Origin of the sequence: Deinococcus malanensis (genome assembly GCF_014647655.1) — a bacterium.
Taxonomy (GTDB): domain Bacteria; phylum Deinococcota; class Deinococci; order Deinococcales; family Deinococcaceae; genus Deinococcus; species Deinococcus malanensis.
The window spans coordinates 104,401-121,046 of the sequence record NZ_BMPP01000002.1; the positions used below are offsets into that span (position 1 = coordinate 104,401).

Consider the following 16,646-nt stretch of genomic DNA (forward strand, 5'->3'; position numbering starts at 1 on the left):
GCACCGGGCTTCCTGGAGGTCCTTGCGTGGCCTCCGGGGCGCCCGGGGCGTATCGTAGGCATATGACGGACGCCTCAGGCCTGCCACAGTCACAGGTTTCCTCAACTTCTACTGCCGAGCACCGCGACGCGGCGCCGGCTTCCGTGCGCGTGGCGGTGATCACGGTCAGTGACACCAGAACGCCGGAGACCGACACCAGTGGCCAGTATCTGCGCCAGGAACTGGAAGCCGCCGGACATCAGCTGGTCGGGTACCGCGTGGTCCGCGACGACGCTGTGGAAATCCGCACCGCGCTGGTCGCCCTGGCGCGCGAGGCCTCGGTGGTGCTGCTGACCGGCGGCACCGGCCTCAGTGGACGGGACGTTACGGTGCCGGTCGTCGAGTCCATGCTGACCAAGTCCATGCCGGGCTTTGGGGAACTGTTCCGGATGCTGAGCTATGCCCAGGTGGGTGGCGCCGCCATGTTCTCGCGGGCCGTGGGCGGCCTGATCCGCGGCGCCGCGGTGTTCGCCATGCCCGGCAGCCTCAACGCGGTGCAGACCGCCTGGACCGGCATTCTGCGCAGTGAGCTGGGGCATGTGGCCCACGAGGTAGAGCGTCACGGGCAGCCGGCGGGCAGTCTGCCCGTGACACCACGCACGGGCGTGGTGGGTGCCGGCGCGTCCAGCAGCGTTTCCAGATCCCCCGCCCCCCTCGGCCGCCACGCCCAGGGAGACGACTCTGACGAGCGCGGCGGGCGGAGATGACCGCGTGACACCAGACATTCACTGGGCCTCGCTTCTCTCCCCCATTGCCCAGGTCACGGTTCCATTTGGGGTGACGGTGTGCCTGCTGACGGCCTATTGGCTGCTGCGGGTGGCGCGTGAGGCCCGCTGGGGTTTTGTGCCGCACGTGGCGTGGTGGGCGGTGCCAGGCGTCCTGCTGCTGCTGCTCACGCCGGTGCTGGACGTGCCGGCCCTGTTCGGGGTGGGCGCGGGGCTGCTGCTCCTGGCCGAGTTCTGGCCCCGCGCGTATGTGCCGCTGCGCAGCCGGCCCGGCCGGGCCTGGCCCCTGGTGGGGTTGATCACCGGAGGTGTGCTGGCTCTGGCAGTGATTCGCTCGGAGCAGGTGCAAAGCGTGGCGACCTTCGTGGCCATGGCCTGTCTGCTGGCGGGGACGGCAGGACTGCTGGTGACGTTGCTGCTGCCCCGGCGCCCGGCCCGCGTGCTGGGCTTCGAGGCCCGCTGGAAAGTCGCGGTCACACCCGAATGGCCGGACCTGAGTGTCAGCCTGTCCGCCACAGGAGCACATCTGAAAAACGTGTCGCGCGGGACCCTGCGGGTGGCCGGCTGGTCACCGGCAGGGGTCAACGCCTGGTACCGGCTGCGAGGTGAGGACGGGCGAGCCATGAACGTTTTGCAGGCGGGTCAGACAGCCTTTCTTCCCCTGGACGACCAGGACCGTGGGGTGCGGGTCTGGTACGCCCCCGAACGTGGCCGCGAAACCACCCGTCTGTTCCGGGCTGACTGGACGCCGCCGGCGCGTGCCGCGCAGCGCGTACTGAACTGACCCGAGCCACGGCGCGGCCAGTCGGTTCTCACGCCCAGGGCTGCCCGCAGGGATATGGTGAGCGGCATTGTGAGTTTGGTGTTTGACTGGTCGGCCCTGGGGGCCCTGACGGCGTCTCCTGGAACCGGCGGTGTACTGCGCCGCGACCCAGGGGACTTCCGGGTCGAGGAGGTGCCGGCCTACCCGGCCTCCGGCGAGGGTGAGCACCTGTATCTGTATCTGGAAAAAACCGGTCATACCACCGCGCATGTGCTGCGCGAACTCTCAGCGCAGCTGGGCGTGCGTGACCGCGATATCGGGGTCGCCGGCCTCAAGGACCGCCACGCGGTGACGACCCAGTGGATCAGCGTTCCGGTCAAAGCCGAGCCCCGGCTTGAAGGCTTCAGCCTGGACGGTGTGCGGGTGCTGGAGACCACGCGCCACGGCAACAAGCTGGGGCTCGGCCACCTGCGTGGCAACCGCTTTGTGGTCCGTGTCCGCGCTGCCCCCGGTGGAGCCGCCGAGGCCCAGGCCACCTTGCAGGAACTGGCTGAAAGTGGCGTGCCGAACTACTTCGGACCGCAGCGCTTTGGCCTCGGCGGCCTGAACGCCGAGGAGGGCCTGCGGGTCCTGCGCGGCGAATCACGTCTGAAAGACCCCCGGGTCCGGCGCTTTCTGACAACAAGTGTGCAGAGCATGGTGTTCAATGCTTTTCTCAGCCTGCGTCTGGAGCGTGGAGTTTTTGCCGCGCTCCTGAACGGTGACATGGCCAAGAAGCATGACACGGGCGGGGTGTTTCTGGTCGAGGACGCCGCAGCAGAAACGCCACGTGCCGAGCGCGGTGAGGTCAGTGCCACCGGCACCCTGTTCGGGCGCAAAGCCCGGCCACTGACCCTGGAGGCCGGAGCCCTGGAGGCCGAAGCGCTGGGCGCTTTCGGGCTGAGCCCGGAAGTGTTCTCTTCCAGGCGCGGCGACCGGCGCCTGACCCGGGTGTTTCCAGAGAGCCCGCTGGTGACGCCAGAGGACGACGGCTTCACCGTGGCGTTCACCCTGCCCAAGGGCAGCTTTGCCACCAGTGTCCTGCGCGAGATCATGAAAACGGACGTGGACAGCGCGGCGCTGCACGACCCGGAAGGTACCGACGAGGACGAGGGATGAGGGCGGCCCCCCGGTGGGCGCTGCTGGCCCTGCTGGCGAGCAGTGGCCTGGGCCTGGGTGCTCCGGCGCCAGCACCCCTGAAGCTGCAGCTGACCCAGGGCGGCGCGCTGCTGACAGGCCGCATCAATGTCCCGCGGGCCGACGAGATCACCGGCGTGTGGTCCGGACAGGGACGCGCCCGGCTGCTGCGCTGTGCGCCACGCTGCGTGGTGGTGCCGAGCCTGTCCCTGGACCGCTCGCTGCAGCTGGGTCCGGACGCCCGCTACCGGATCGTGCTGGGGGGCAACTTCAAGGTCGGGCAGAAGGTCAGTCTGGTGCTGCGCCTGCGCCAGACACCGGTCCTGAACGTCAGTGCCACGGTCGTGCGCTGAGCACCCACCCCGGAGACTGCCGACGGTGACGCTGCGAGACGCTTTTTTAGACACCCGGTACGGCACTGCCAAGGAACGGTTCCGACTCTCCCCTACGCGGGGCCCTGCGCCGTCCTGGGGATCAGCCGGCCACAGCTGGGCGGTGGTGACGGCGCGGAATCCGGGCGCTCAGGCACAGCCGGAGCCAGCCAACGAGGCGGCCCATCGGAGGCTGGGGGACCGGACCGCTCATCTCCAGCGTCTGAGTGCCATCAATGGAGAAGGCGACTGGCAGGAAGAGGCTCTGCTGCTGCTGGAGCTTTCGCTCCTCCAGGCCGTGCAGCTGGGGCGCGAGTTCGGTCAGGCCGCCGTGCTGTTCGGCGCCGGCGGCCGGGCCGCGCTGGTGTGGTGCGGGCCTGGTTCGGTACGTGTGGAACGGTTCTGGGCCGTCGTTCACCCGGATGCTGCCCACAGCAGCCCCTGTATACTCTGACTTTGTGACGCAGGGCGCCGCACATGCCATTTCACCGCTGGGGGTCCTGCCTTCCGCCGGCCCGACCTGCATTCATCTGCCGCTGAATGTGACCCCTCAGGACCTTGCGCGACACGCCGTAGGCCTGGCCAATGCCCGGGGTGGAACCGTGCTGGTCGGTGCAGATCTGGTGGGCGCAACCGCTCCGGCCGAGCGTGACGCAGGCGAACTGCATCCCCTGATGGTCACCCACGCCATTTTTGAGCTGTCTGGTGGCCGGCTGACCGTCAATGTCCAGCACCACCGGCTGCCGGGTGGAACCCGCGTTCTGGCCGTCTTCGTTCCCCAGGCGCCCTATGTGCTGGCTGCTCCGGACGGCGCGGTCATCACCTGGGACGGTGCCCATCTGGTCCCGGTCACTCCGGCTGAAGCCGAGCCGGTGGCGGATCAGGACTACACGGCGGTCGTGCCGCCCGACGCCTCACTGGCGGATCTGGACCCGGCCGAGGTCGCGCGGCTGCGTGGCCTGGGCCGGCAGGGCGGCGCCGCCAGCCTGCCGGACCTGGACTTTCTGCGCGAGCTGGGGCTGATTGTGCCCAGTGCCGGGGCCCTGCGGCCGACCCTGGCGGCCATCATGCTGGCTGGGACTCCTGCCGCGCTGCGGGCGCACGTGCCTCAGGCCGAGGTGTGCTTTTACCATCACGCCACCAGCGACGTGGAGTTCCAGTTCCGCGAAGACCTGCTGCGTCCGATTCCCGCGCTGCTGACCCGTCTGGCCGAGCTGATCCAGGCCCGCAACCGGTTTACGCCGGTGCAGGTGGGCCTTTTCCGCATTGAGGTGTGGGATCAGGACGAGGCGGTGTACCGAGAAGCCCTGCTCAATGCCCTGACGCACCGTGACTACACCCTGCGCGACGCCGTGCACGTGCACCACTATCCGGACCGGCTGGAGATCATGAATCCGGGAGGGCTGCCGGGCGGCATCACGCCAAACAACATCCTGCGCCATCAGCCCAAACGCCGCAATCCGCTGCTGGCCGAAGTGCTGTCGCGCCTGGGCCTCGTCGAGCGCGCCGGGGTGGGCGTGGACAAGATGTATGGGCTGATGCTGCGTCACGGCAAGGAGCCGCCGGAATACACCACCTACGCTGACGCCGTCACGCTGACCCTGCACAGCCCCGGCTTCGATGCCGAATTCGTCCGTTTTGTGGCCCGCAAGCAGGAGGACATGCAGACCCTATCGCTGGACATGCTGATAGTCCTGAGCCTGCTGATGCGCGAAGGCGAGGCGACCCGCGCGGTTCTGGCCCGCGCCCTGCAACTGCCCGAGGACCGGACCCCCCGCCTGCTGCGGGGCATGGAGGACCATGGCCTGATCGCCCGGTCCGGGGTGGGCCGTGGCATCGCCTATACCCTGAGCAGCGAGGTGCGCCGCACGCTGGGCCGTGACATTCAGATCGCGGTACCCATTGGAATGGGGACTGCTGTAGAGGCCGCAGTTCCTGTTGTTTCGGCCGGTGCGCCCGTGGCCATGGTGCCAGCGGGCCCCCCGGCCGCTTCCAGGCCCAAAGCGAGCCGTCAGTCTCTCGACAGTGCCGGGCCTACCGGAGCAGAGGTACGCGCAATAGCTCTGGCCCTGGCACGGGAACGTGGCCGCGTGCGCAACGTGGACCTGCGCCTGACCTGCGGTCTGAATACCCAGCAGGCGTGGCGGGCGCTGCGGTCCCTGGTCCAGGCCGGGCTGCTGCGCAAGCTGGGCACCGGCACCCGCGACGCTGCGTACGAACTGTCCTGAGGGTCAGATGCCAGACATGTGAATTGACACCGTCTGCAGGCAGGTGTAGCCTTCATTCACCAGAATTTACAACCGTGTGGAACCGCTTCCGCCGTTGGAACGGGCTGTGCAGGGCTTTCACACAGGAGGGCACATGAAGAAAGCGATTGCTATCGTAGGTCTCACCACAGCTCTCGCCGCAGCCAGCCAGGCCGGGGCCGTCACAGTGACTCTTGCCTGCGGGACCGTGGGACAGGAGCTGCAGTTGTGCAAGGAAGGTGCTGCCCGCTGGGCCAAGAAGACGGGCAATACCGTCAAGATCTTTGAGAGCCCCAACCTGACGAACGACCGCCTTGGCCTGTACCAGCAGCAGCTGGCCGCCAAGAGCAGCGATATCGACGTGTATCAGCTCGACGTGGTCTGGCCCGGCCTCCTGTCCCAGCACTTCGTCGACCTCAAGGGCAAGATTCCCGCCAGTGAAGTCAACGCGCATTTCAAAGGCATCGTGGCGGCGAACACCGTGGGCGGCAAGCTGGTGTCCATGCCGTGGTTCACCGACGCCGGGCTGCTGTACTACCGCACCGACCTGCTGAAGAAGTACGGCTACAAGGCTCCCCCCAAGACCTGGGCGGAACTGGCCACCATGGCCCGCAAGATCCAGAGCGGCGAGCAGAAGACCAACAAGGCCTTTGCCGGCTTTGTCTTCCAGGGCAAGAACTATGAGGGCCTGACCTGTGACGCGCTGGAATGGGTCTCCTCCTTCGGCGGCGGCACCATCGTTGACGAGAGCGGCAAGATCACCATCAACAACCCCAAGGCAGCCCTGGCGCTAGACACCGCCGCAGGTTGGATCCGTGACATCAGCCCCAAAGGCGTCACGACCTACGATGAGGAACCGTCCCGCGGGATCTTCCAGTCGGGCAACGCGGCGTTCATGCGCAACTGGCCCTATGCCTGGGCCCTGGGCCAGAGTGCCGACAGCAAGGTCAAGGGCAAGATCGGCGTGGCGCCCCTACCTGCCGGTGTGGGCGGCAAGCCGGCAGCGACGCTCGGTGGCTGGAACCTCGGTGTGAGCCAGTACTCCAAGAACCAGGCCGCCGCGATTGACCTCGTGCGCTACCTGACCGGCCCTGCCGAGCAGAAGATTCGCGCCATCGAAGGTGCGTACAACCCCACCATCACTGCCCTGTATCAGGACAAGGCCATCCTGGCGAAGAACCCCTTCTTCGGCAGCCTGTACGGCGTGTTCACCAACGCGGTCGCGCGTCCTTCCGGCCCGACCAAGAGCAAGTACAACCAGGTCTCCCAGGCCTTCAGCACGACAGTCAGCAGCGTGCTCAACGGCAACATGAAGGGCCAGGCGGCTGTGGCCAAACTTTCGACCGACCTCGCGCGCATCAAGGGCCGCGGCTGGTAAGCCTGACCGGGACGCTGTAGGGTGCAGGTCCCTGGGGGACGTCCACGAGTTGGGCGTCTCCCCTTTTTATGGCATTCTCTTCAGATTCGCTCCAGCCGGCCTTCACACGCGCTGACACCCCCGGGTGCAGGCTGAGAGAGCCTTATCTTCAGATTCTGTCCGTTCTCGTTTCTACCGCGCCGCCTCTGCGGCTCGCCTTGCCCGGGTGCCGGGCAGGACAGGGGGCAAATTCATGACGACCAAGGTTACACCCACCGCAGTACCCCCGACCCGCAGGCGGGGGATAGAGGCGGCCCGCGCCCGGCAGGCGTTCTGGCTGCTGTTGCCCACCCTGATCGCCATCGCGCTGGTCGCGGGATATCCCCTGTACCGCACGATCTACTTTTCGCTGTTCGAAGCGAACCTCACCTCGCCGGAGCAGCGCACCTTCCTGGGTCTGGGCAATTTCTGGTTCACTACCGAGGAAGGCATCGCCCTGGGCTTTCTGCAGGATCCCAAGTGGTGGGGAGCGGTCAAAAACACAATGCTGTTCACGGTGGTCAGCGTATTTCTGGAAACGGTATTCGGCATGATTATCGCGCTGGTGGTCAACAGCGCTTTCAAGGGCCGGGCGTTCCTACGCACCGCCATGCTGGTGCCGTGGGCCATTCCGACGGTGGTCAGTGCCCAGATGTGGGCGTACATGTACAACGATTCCTTCGGGTTGATCGGGCGCGGCATGCTGGGCGGACAGGCGCTGCTTGCCAACACCGACTCGGCCATCTGGGCCCTGATCGCCGTGGACGTCTGGAAAACCACCTCGTTTATGGCGCTGCTGATTCTGGCCGGTCTGCAAAGCCTGCCCGGCGACATGTACGAGGCCGCCGATATGGACGGAGCGAGCAAATGGACCCAGTTCTGGCGGCTGACGCTGCCGCTGCTGCGCCCGGCACTATTGGTCGCGCTGGTGTTCCGCAGCCTGGACGCTTTGCGCGTGTTTGACATCATGTATGTGATGCTGGGCGCCAACAACGCCGCAGCCACCAGCATGACTGGCTACGCCCGGCAGGCCATGATCGACAACTCGCTGCTGGGCATGGGCAGCGCTGTGGCTGTGGCGATTTTTCTGATCATCATGACGATTGTCGTCGCGTACGTGACGGCTTTCCGCGTGAAATTCGACTGAGGGGGACCGCGCCATGAATCTGCAAAAAACCAACCCCGGCCTTTATTACCTCCAGCGCGGCCTTTTCTACCTGCTGGTGATCGCCATCTCCGTGTATCTGCTGTTGCCGTTCGGCTGGGCCGTGCTGACCAGCTTCCGCCGTTCAGGTGACCTGTTCCTGGCGCCCATGCAATTCGTCACGGCGCCCTTCACCATGACCAACTACACACAGGTGTTCGCCAACCCCAGTTTTCAGCGTGGCCTGCTGTTCAGCGTAATCGTGGCCGTCGTGGCGGTGCTGATCAGCCTGCTCCTGGGATCTTTTGCGGCCTACGCTCTGGGGCGATTCCGGTTCAAGGGCAAGAGCATGGTGCTGTACATCATTCTGGCAGTCAGCGTCTTTCCGCAGATCGCGGTGCTGGGCGGCCTGTTCACGCTGGTCCGGGCATCCGGCCTGTACAACAATCCGATCGCCCTGATTTTCAGTTACCTGATCTTCACGATCCCGTTCACCGTCTGGGTGCTGACCTCGTTCGTGCGTGACATCCCGGGCGAACTGGAAGAAGCGGCGCTGGTTGACGGCGCCTCCCCTCTGCAGACGCTGTTCAAGGTGCTGTTTCCGGTGATGATGCCGGCGCTGGTCACGACCGGGCTCCTCGCGTTTATCAACGCCTGGAACGAGTACCTTTTCGCGCTTACCTTTACGAGCAGTAACCGCACGGTCCCCGTGGTGATCGCCAATTATTCCGGCGCGTCGCAGTATGACCAGCCGTGGGGCCAGATCATGGCCGCCAGCATCGTGGTGACCGTGCCGCTGATCATCCTGGTGCTGGTCTTCCAGCGCAATATCGTTTCTGGTCTGACTGCCGGGGCCGTCAAAGGCTGACGAAAGTCAGGAAAGGCCTGCCTGACGATGGAGAGTCTGGCAGGCCTTTTCTCTGTCAAGATGGGCAACTGAACCGGCACTTCAGGCTGCGGCCTGAATGTCCTGGCCTACCAGTGTAGGACGCTTTTCACGTGCCTGGCTTCCAGAACGATGCCAGCTATGGGGCTACCTCCGCACTGCTTTCAGTTCTCTGACCCTGCCACTTCGGGTTTGTATGCGTCCACAATGAGGGAAACAAAGCCCAGGTTCCCGTCGCGGTTGCGGTGATCAAGCAGGAACGAGCGGTAGATGGGACCGGTGGCCACATCCCAGCCGTGGTAGTGAAAGCGGCCTGCCTCATCGCAGTATTCCAGCAGGTCAACCTCGAAGCCGGCCGCCTCGAACATCGCCACGAACTCGCGGTAGCCGTACACAACCTGATGATCGGCCGCCGGGTGATCCGCCGGCCCAGGACCCCCGATCTGAACCATCTGCTGATAATCAGGATCGGGAAAGTGGGCGTCAGGCACAGCGCACCGAAGGAAGCCACCCGGTTTGAGATACGAGAAACACAGTCTGGCGGCTTCCTGGCCATCCTGTTCGGTCAGGTGTTCCCAGACGTGCTCACAGAGAAAGGCGTCGGCCCGCCGCTCCCCGAACCACCTTTCAAAACTGGCCGGGTCACGCAGATCGAGGTGTTCCCGCTGTGTCGGGGTCCAGCCATCCCACGCCTGCCCGCCAGCACCAAGAATCACGCGGAGACCAGTAGCGGTCGACATTGAGCCCACAGGGTTGATCTTCAGCGGTCCCGCAGTAGGGGAAGCGGATTGATGGCCAGAAAGCGGCAACTCGTGCCCGGGTCATAAGCGGTAAACACCGAAAGGTGCAGGTGGGCCGGGGTGGCCACCGCGTTGCCACTGTTGCCCACTGTGCCCAAAATGGTGCGGACATTCACCGTCTGCCCCTCACGTAATTCGCGGTTCACCCGGCCCAGGTGGGCGTAGTAGTAGCGCCGTCCACCGGCACCCAGCACGTAGACCCAGTTTCCGCCGTTGTTGCTGTTGCCAATGCGCCATACCACTCCCGCTGTTGCGGACCGGACGAAGGTGCCCGGAGCGGCAAACACATCCTGACCGGAATGCTCGCGGGCGCCTTCACGCGGCGCTCCCCAGGTGTCTTCGATATCGCGGACCCGAACGCCATCAACGGGCATCAGCAGCCTGGAGTCAGGCTCGGCAGGCAGCGTGCGCCCCAGGACCGCCAGATTCTTCAGGGCGCGGTCCCAGTCGGCCTCACGGGCTGCCGACTCCTTGGGTTCAGGAGGACAGATTGCCGAAGTGTCTTTGGCCCCACTGCCCGGTGTCAGGGTCAGCACAGCACACAGGGCCAGCGAAGCTGCCAGAGCAGAGAGGAGACGCACGCTGTCAGCCTACTGGAGCCCGCCTGCCACCGTGTAGGGTACAGGCGGTCAATTGAGCGTGGCCGGACCAACGGGAAGGTCCTCGCTGGCGTAGGTCGCGGTGAGCTCGCGCAGCAGTTGGCGGGCCAACACCGCCAGTGCTTCGTCAGACACGCTGGTGAGCTGAAACGTGCCGCTCGGCCCGAACTCCCCATGAAAGGCTGTGCCTGTCCAGCGGATGCGCACCAGCACTTCGCACACGCCCAGGCGCAGCCATCCAGCGTGGAACGCGCCCAGGGGCAGGGGACGCAACCGGCCCTCCGGATCCTGCACCACGTCTAGCATGACATTGTTCAGGGGCATGCCGGGCCCACCCGCTGTGCGCAGTGCCTGGTACAGGCCGGTCAGCACGGCTTCACAGGCCTGCTGTTCGGCCTGTCGGTCAGCCGCGTGACGGCGGATCGCGGCCTGGAGTTCGTCAAAGGCACTCATTGAAGTTCACCCATGATCAGTCACACCATCAAGGTGGCATATCAGCCACTGATCCGGGGCCTGACCCGCGACAGCAACAGGGGAACACCCGAAAGCTAAAGCAATTCTCTGAATGGTCTGCCTCCAGTGCTCCGCTAATGATGGTCCGGGCCTGCGCAGCGGTCGGTCAACCCCAAGCTCCGGTCCGGCCACCAATCAGACACATGTAGGACCTTTATTGAAAAAAGGCACCCGCAGCCACGGGTGCCCGGGTACCTGGGGTCTTACTGACCTCAATGTTCGTGCTTCGTCGCGTCGTCGGCCGGCATATGGGTACTGGCGGGGTCGCTGGTGATCATGCTCCCGTTCGAGGCGACATCCTGAGCGTCCAGGCCCAGATCCTGGAACTCGTCGGCCACCCGGGCCTCGGCCTTCTCCTCGGCACGCATTTCACGGCGCGTGTCGGTGCGTCCCATGAACTGCAGGTCCACATTGCTGATCTCGTCCTCGGAACGGGATGTCTGCGGTTTCTGGTCGTCGTCGTGGGTCATGCCTGTACGGTAGCAGCGGTCTGTCACAGCCACCTGAGCACTTCCTTTATGCCTGCTGCGGGCGGCTTTCACCTACCTTCACTCGCCTGCGGGTTCAGGCACCCAGCCGCAGCACACTCTGATTTCCGCGCAGCACATAAACCAGTACCCCAGCTCCGGCCAGCACTCCAGCCTGGCGCTCCAGCTCCCGGATGGTTTCAGGAGCTCCGGCCCACTGCCGGCGCGGTTTTTCACCGGGTTCCAGGTAAAAACCTTCCGGCATGGCCACGATAACGACCCGGCTGGCCGTGGCACGGGCCCGCATGGCCTGTTCCACCAGGGCAGGGCCAGCTGTTGCAGTCAGGATGATCAGATTGCCACCGGGACGCGTGGCCGGAATCACGGGGGGGCCCGCCTCGGGCTGGAGCCGTGCCAGATGCAGCAATGCCGCATGCTGGGCATCCGCGCCGCGGCCCGCCACGGTGATGCCTGCCTGCGAAGCTACCGCCATGGGCAGGTCCATCGACACAGCTTCCCGCACCAGACTGGCGGCCAGACGCACGGCGCTCTCGGTGTAGGTGGATCCCCCGAAGGTGGTGTCCAGATACACCGTGAGGCTGCTCGCGGCAGTCCGCTCCAGTTCACGGACGGTCAGGGTCCCGGTACGGGCGGACAGGCGCCAGTGAATTCGTCCTGGCGAATCGCCGGTCTGGTATTCCCGCGCGCCCCGCAGGCTGATCGGGTCGTCGAGCCCCAGGGTGCGGCTCAGGTGCCCTTCGCTGAGGAGTGGCCGCAGCAGGTCGGGAAGCATCAGGCCGTGGGTTCCGGGAAAGACCTCCAGGCGGGTCGGCACGCTCAGGGTCACCTGACGCCAGAACAGCCCCAACGGGTCGGCCCAGCGTACAGTCACGACAGGCCAGTCATACACCCCACGGGAATTGAGGGTCAGGGTGGTCTCCCAGCTGTGTTCACGGGTACCCAGCAGTTCACCACTGAACACTGGCAGCAGGTCGGGAACCACACTGCGGGGCAGCGCGTCTTCGACGTGATAGCGCATCGGCAGACGGCTTCTGACCAGCACCTGCAGGTCCAGCCGGACCCGCGTCCCCTGAAACCCGCTGGGCGGCAGCACACGCGTCAGGGTCACCAGCGGCGGAGTGCGGTACAGGACCCAGAGCAGGCCTGCCAGGGCAGAGAGCAGCGCAGCCCACAGCGCCCAGGTCAGCACGAGGGACACGGCTCAGCCCCGGGCAGAAACAGGGGCAGTGGTCTGGCCCTCGTGCTGCTGATTCTCGACAGGCACCGGCTCGGCTTTCAGCACATCCTGCACGACCCGCTCTGCAGGATGGCCCTGCAGCCTCGCCTCGATGTTCAGGCTCAGGCGGTGGGCCAGCACACCGGGGGCAGCACGCTGCACGTCGTCCGGAGTGACGAACTGGCGACCTTCCAGCCAGGCGAACGCCTGGGCCACGCCCTGCAGCGCGAGGCTCGCACGGGGACCCCCGCCCAGCGCAACCACAGGATGCTCGCGGGTGCGGCGCACCAATCCGGCGATATAGCGCCGCAGATCCCCGGACACGAACACCTCACGGACCTGCGCCTGAGCCTGCAGCAGTTCGGCGGGGGTCGTTACTGCACCAAGCGTGTGAATGGGGTGCTCACCCTGGAGGCGGTCCAGCAGGCGGACTTCCTCCTCCAGCGTGGGATACCCCACCGAGAGCCGCAGCAGAAAACGGTCGAGCTGCGCTTCCGGCAGACGGTAGGTGCCCTCGTGTTCCACCGGGTTCTGGGTGGCGATGACCACAAAGGGTGAGGCCAACCGGTGCGTGACGCCAGACTCGGTGACCTGTCCTTCACCCATGGCCTCAAGCAGCGCGGACTGCGTCTTGGGGGTGGCACGGTTGATCTCGTCGGCCAGCAGGACTCCGGTAAAGATCGGGCCAGGCACGAAGTCGAACTCTCCCGTGGCCGGGCGGTAGACACTGACGCCGGTCACGTCTCCGGGCAACAGGTCAGGGGTGAACTGCACCCGGCGGAAGGTCAGGCCCAGGCTGGCGGCCAGCGCGCGGGCCAGCATGGTCTTGCCGGTGCCCGGGGCGTCTTCGAGCAGCACGTGACCGCCAGCCAGGACGCCGGCCAGTGCCTGGCGGGTGACCTCGTCCTTGCCGACCAGCACACGGGCAACATTGTCAAGCACACGGGAAGCGAAGGTAGATGTCTGGATGGTCATAGGGACTCCTTGGAGTTGGTAGGTAGTTCAGGGGGCAGGTCAGTGAGGTCATCCGGGCCAAGCTGGGGAAGGGTACTCAGGGCGCGGGTCAGTTCTGCTACGGCCGCCTCAGCCTGATCCGCGTCCTCTTCAGTCACGCGTCCGCCGTAGCGCACCGGTTCATACGCGCTGGCCAGCGTCGTCAGGGCGCCGGCCATGACAGGGTCGCGGGCTCCCAACCGGGCTGCATAGCCTGCCGGGGTCTCGGCAGGTCCTCGGCCCCGACCTGAGAAGCTCAGGGCTTCTTCCGCTTGGCGGTAGGCAATTCGAACACGGTGAAGGGCTTCCTGCTGCGCTGCCGGCATTGTGGCCCCGGCGTCATCGTCCGGAAAGGGCTTGCTTTGGGAGCCAACCGTGCCAAAGCCACGGCGAAGGCGTGCAACGACAGCCACCAGCAGCAAGGCAGTGAAGGCCAGGGCCAGCCAGAGCTGAAACTGCATCACCCGGGTCAGGTCGAGGGAACGGGCTGGAGTCGCTCTGGACATGCTGTCAGCCATACGGCCCAACTTTTCAAAGACATCCATGCCCCCTGCTCCTGTCGCGTCGCCTCCAGGGTTAAGCAGGACGGCGACAACCAGCCACACAGCCCCGGTCAGCAGGAGGCTCAGGGCCATCAGTACCTCGGCCGGATGGCGGCGCTGGCCCGACCCACGCAACGTAGGGCGCAGCAACAGGGCCAGGCCCAGGGCCAGCAGGGCTCCCGCGAAACTCAGGAAGGTCAGCGGAGTAAGCAGTCTGGAGGTCTCGAGCCGAAGCTCAAAAGGTTTTTCGGCCACATCCTCTATGGCTGATGATGCTGCCCCGGAGGCATCCGGAGCGGTGGTCTGGGGCCTGCCCTGAGGCGCATCGGACCCGGCCGCACCGGGGTTCCCGGCCAGGCGGCTGGTCAGCCAGGAGGAATTGGCCTGCGGCAGCGCCGTGGCAACCAACAGGCCGGCGACCAGCGCTGCCACTCCCCACGACCACACCCGCCGGTCCTGGACCCGGTCCGGGCGCCGGTCATCCGGTCCCGGACGCGCGGCAAGTCCACCAGCCAGGGCCAGCAGCAAGAGGGGCTGTGGAGCCAGCAGCCCAGTGACCAGCACTGGCCATAAGCCCCGGCGTCCACCATCCTGCAGGGTCTGCGCTCCCAGATTCAGGGCCACACCAGCCAGGGTCGAGATGATGTAGGACACCGCCAGCACGACCAGGGTAGCCAGACCCCCCTGCAAGGCAACAGGAAAGCCAGCTATAGCGGTGATGGCCGTTAACAGCAGCGTCAGCATCAGCCGCAGCTGGGCCCACATGGGGCTGCGCACACCCAGTGCATACACCAAGCACAGGGCCAGGCAGGTCCAGACCGGCATGATGCCCAGGAGGGCCAGGGGCAGCAGAGCCAGACCGTAAGCCCGCCAGTGCCTGATGGCAGAGGTTTCCTCAGTAGTGGAAAAGGCGCCGGCCGTCATGGCGAGGCTTCCCGGCAGGCGGGGGGCGGCAGACACAGGGGCATTCCCCGCAGTTTAGCGGCTGCATTGCCCTCCCAGAAGCAATGTTGCCCCGGACGCAGTGTCCGGGGCAGACAGAGTGGAGCTGGAAAGCTCAGTCCAGGAAATCGCGCAGTTTGCGGGTCCGGCTTTCGTGGTACTTGAGCTTGCGCAGCGCCTTGTTCTCGATCTGGCGGATGCGTTCGCGGGTCACGCTGAAGCGCTGGCCGACCTCCTCAAGGGTATGTTCGCGGCCGTCGACCAGGCCCTTGCGGAATTTCAGGACCATCGCCTCACGCTCCGTGAGCTTGCTCAGGGCCTTTTCCAGTTCCTCAGAGAGCAGGGTCTTGGCCGCGTTTTCGACCGGGGAATCCAGATTCTCGTCGGGAATAAAGTCCCCGTAGAAGGAATCCTTCTCGTCACCGATCGGCGTTTCCAGGGATACAGGCTCCTGGCTGACCTTCTGAACTTCCTCGACCTTGGCAGCGTCCCAGCCCGGGCCCATCGCCTCGGCGATCTCCTCGTGGGTCGCCTCGCGGCTGAGTTCCTGCTGCAGCTGCCGTGCCGTACGCGTGAGCTTGTTAATGGTCTCGACCATGTGAACCGGAATACGGATGGTCCTGGCCTGGTCGGCAATGGCGCGGTTGATGGCCTGACGGATCCACCAGGTGGCGTAGGTGGAGAACTTGTAGCGGCGGCGGTACTCGAACTTCTCCACTGCACGGATCAGGCCCTGGTTGCCCTCCTGGATCAGGTCCAGGAAGCCCAGGCCACGCCCGGTGTACTTCTTGGCAATCGAGACCACCAGACGCAGGTTGGCCTCGATCAGACCCTGGCGGGCATTGGCGCCGTCTTCCATCTGGCGCATAAGCCGGCGCCGGCCACGGTCGTCGAGTTCAATGTCCTCTTCGAGCAGCTTACGGGCTTCCTCGCCCTCCTCGATCCGGCGGGCCAGCGCGATTTCCTCTTCCAGCGTCAGCAGCGAGACGCGGCCGATCTCGTGCAGGTACTGGCGCACCGGGTCATTGCTGACCGCGCGGGGCATGTCGTCGAAGTATTTCTCTTCGTCGTCATCGGTCGCCGCGCGGGCACCAGGAACTTCCTCGACCTCGGCATCGTCGTCGGTGTCCTCGTCTTCATCCTCGTCGAGGTCCTGCACTTCGATGTTCTGCCCGGCAAGGTAAAGCTGCATATCCTCGAAGGCGTCGGGGCTTTCCGGGTCCAGGCCGCTGGCTTCCAGGGCCAGACCCAGCGCCGCCGCAACTTCTTCGCTGGACAGTACACCTGCGGCGCGTCCGGCCTTGAGCATGTCCTGAATGCTGGCGTGCGCGTAGTACGGCTTGTCGCTGGGGCTGCCCGCCCTGGGCGCAGCTGCCTTGGCCGCAGTGGCTTTGGCACCTTTGGCTGCCTTGGGAGCCGGTTCGGCGTCGCCTTCCCCTTTGTCTGCTGCTTTCTTGGCCGGAGCCTTGGCTGCCTTACCGGCAGCGGGCTTGGCCGCTTTGGCTGGCTTGCTGGCTGCCTCCTCGGTGTCGGGCTGGTCGGCGGCAGGCTTGGCAGCGGCCTTCTTGGCTGCGGGTTTAGCAGCTTTTTCGGGAACTGCCTTGTCTGCGGTGGCCTTTTTGGGGCTGGTCTTGGCACTTTGCGCCTCAGGAAGTTCGGCGACCGCTGCGGTACCGGCCGCCTTCACACGCGTGCGCGGCTTGTCCGGGGTGTTGATAACGGGCTCCGCCTTGGGGGCGTCAGCGGTCGCAGCGACCTTGGTACGCGTGCGAGGTTTGGTGGAATCTGCCATGCGGCCTCCTGCGGA

General features: G+C 65.7%; 17 protein-coding genes. 9 read left to right on the plus strand and 8 right to left on the minus strand.

Annotation, left to right across the window (positions count from 1 at the left end; genetic code table 11):
* The first annotated feature begins 62 nt into the window (after positions 1-62).
* The 9 genes from IEY49_RS02935 (at position 63) to IEY49_RS02975 (ending at position 8,728) form a co-directional block, all read left to right on the plus strand.
* The gene (locus IEY49_RS02935; RefSeq protein ID WP_189004418.1) at positions 63-746 is read left to right on the plus strand and encodes a MogA/MoaB family molybdenum cofactor biosynthesis protein; all 684 of its coding nucleotides are present in this window, start codon (positions 63-65) and stop codon (positions 744-746) included.
* Positions 747-750: 4 nt separating this feature from the next.
* Positions 751-1,548: a hypothetical protein gene (locus tag IEY49_RS02940; protein WP_189004419.1), complete on the plus strand. Its 798-nt coding sequence runs from the start codon at positions 751-753 to the stop codon at positions 1,546-1,548.
* Positions 1,549-1,602: 54 nt separating this feature from the next.
* The gene (gene truD / locus IEY49_RS02945) at positions 1,603-2,685 is read left to right on the plus strand and encodes a tRNA pseudouridine(13) synthase TruD (RefSeq protein WP_189004421.1); all 1,083 of its coding nucleotides are present in this window, start codon (positions 1,603-1,605) and stop codon (positions 2,683-2,685) included.
* Positions 2,682-3,056, plus strand: a complete 375-nt coding sequence (locus IEY49_RS02950) for a hypothetical protein (protein WP_189004423.1) — start codon at positions 2,682-2,684, stop codon at positions 3,054-3,056. The genes truD and IEY49_RS02950 overlap by 4 nt, the downstream gene beginning before the upstream one ends.
* Before the next feature lie 25 nt (positions 3,057-3,081).
* Positions 3,082-3,528, plus strand: a complete 447-nt coding sequence (locus tag IEY49_RS02955; protein ID WP_189004425.1) for a DUF3293 domain-containing protein — start codon at positions 3,082-3,084, stop codon at positions 3,526-3,528.
* Positions 3,529-3,532: 4 nt separating this feature from the next.
* Positions 3,533-5,302, plus strand: a complete 1,770-nt coding sequence (locus IEY49_RS02960) for an ATP-binding protein (RefSeq protein WP_189004427.1) — start codon at positions 3,533-3,535, stop codon at positions 5,300-5,302.
* A 133-nt stretch (positions 5,303-5,435) separates the two neighbouring features.
* Entirely contained in the window at positions 5,436-6,698 is a 1,263-nt protein-coding gene (locus tag IEY49_RS02965; RefSeq protein ID WP_189004429.1) for an ABC transporter substrate-binding protein, read from the plus strand.
* A 232-nt stretch (positions 6,699-6,930) separates the two neighbouring features.
* The gene (locus tag IEY49_RS02970; protein WP_189004431.1) at positions 6,931-7,863 is read left to right on the plus strand and encodes a carbohydrate ABC transporter permease; all 933 of its coding nucleotides are present in this window, start codon (positions 6,931-6,933) and stop codon (positions 7,861-7,863) included.
* 13 nt (positions 7,864-7,876) lie between these two features.
* Positions 7,877-8,728, plus strand: coding sequence for a carbohydrate ABC transporter permease (locus IEY49_RS02975; RefSeq protein WP_189004433.1), 852 nt, complete (start codon positions 7,877-7,879; stop codon positions 8,726-8,728).
* A 182-nt stretch (positions 8,729-8,910) separates the two neighbouring features.
* Here IEY49_RS02975 and IEY49_RS02980 read toward each other — a convergent pair whose 3' ends face one another.
* From IEY49_RS02980 to rpoD, 8 genes are all read right to left on the minus strand, one after another.
* A complete protein-coding gene (locus tag IEY49_RS02980; RefSeq protein ID WP_189004435.1) occupies positions 8,911-9,486 on the minus strand; it encodes a class I SAM-dependent methyltransferase in 576 nt (191 codons plus the stop codon).
* A 20-nt stretch (positions 9,487-9,506) separates the two neighbouring features.
* On the minus strand, positions 9,507-10,127 hold the full coding sequence (locus IEY49_RS02985) for a M23 family metallopeptidase (protein ID WP_189004437.1): 621 nt from the start codon (positions 10,125-10,127) through the stop codon (positions 9,507-9,509).
* Between the two features lie 48 nt (positions 10,128-10,175).
* Positions 10,176-10,598 carry a hypothetical protein gene (locus tag IEY49_RS02990; RefSeq protein WP_189004439.1) on the minus strand — a complete coding sequence of 141 codons (423 nt, stop codon included), beginning with the start codon at positions 10,596-10,598 and terminating at the stop codon, positions 10,176-10,178.
* Between the two features lie 272 nt (positions 10,599-10,870).
* Positions 10,871-11,128, minus strand: coding sequence for an M-like protein (locus IEY49_RS02995; protein ID WP_189004440.1), 258 nt, complete (start codon positions 11,126-11,128; stop codon positions 10,871-10,873).
* Between the two features lie 94 nt (positions 11,129-11,222).
* Positions 11,223-12,344 (minus strand): DUF58 domain-containing protein, encoded by a 1,122-nt coding sequence (locus tag IEY49_RS03000; RefSeq protein WP_189004442.1) that lies wholly within the window; start codon positions 12,342-12,344, stop codon positions 11,223-11,225.
* 3 nt (positions 12,345-12,347) lie between these two features.
* Entirely contained in the window at positions 12,348-13,337 is a 990-nt protein-coding gene (locus IEY49_RS03005; protein ID WP_189004444.1) for an AAA family ATPase, read from the minus strand.
* Complete coding sequence (locus tag IEY49_RS03010) at positions 13,334-14,857, minus strand: DUF4129 domain-containing protein (RefSeq protein ID WP_189004446.1); 1,524 nt, start codon at positions 14,855-14,857, stop codon at positions 13,334-13,336. The genes IEY49_RS03005 and IEY49_RS03010 overlap by 4 nt, the downstream gene beginning before the upstream one ends.
* 97 nt (positions 14,858-14,954) lie before the next feature.
* Positions 14,955-16,631: an RNA polymerase sigma factor RpoD gene (gene rpoD, locus IEY49_RS03015; protein ID WP_189004448.1), complete on the minus strand. Its 1,677-nt coding sequence runs from the start codon at positions 16,629-16,631 to the stop codon at positions 14,955-14,957.
* Between the last annotated feature and the right edge of the window lie 15 nt (positions 16,632-16,646).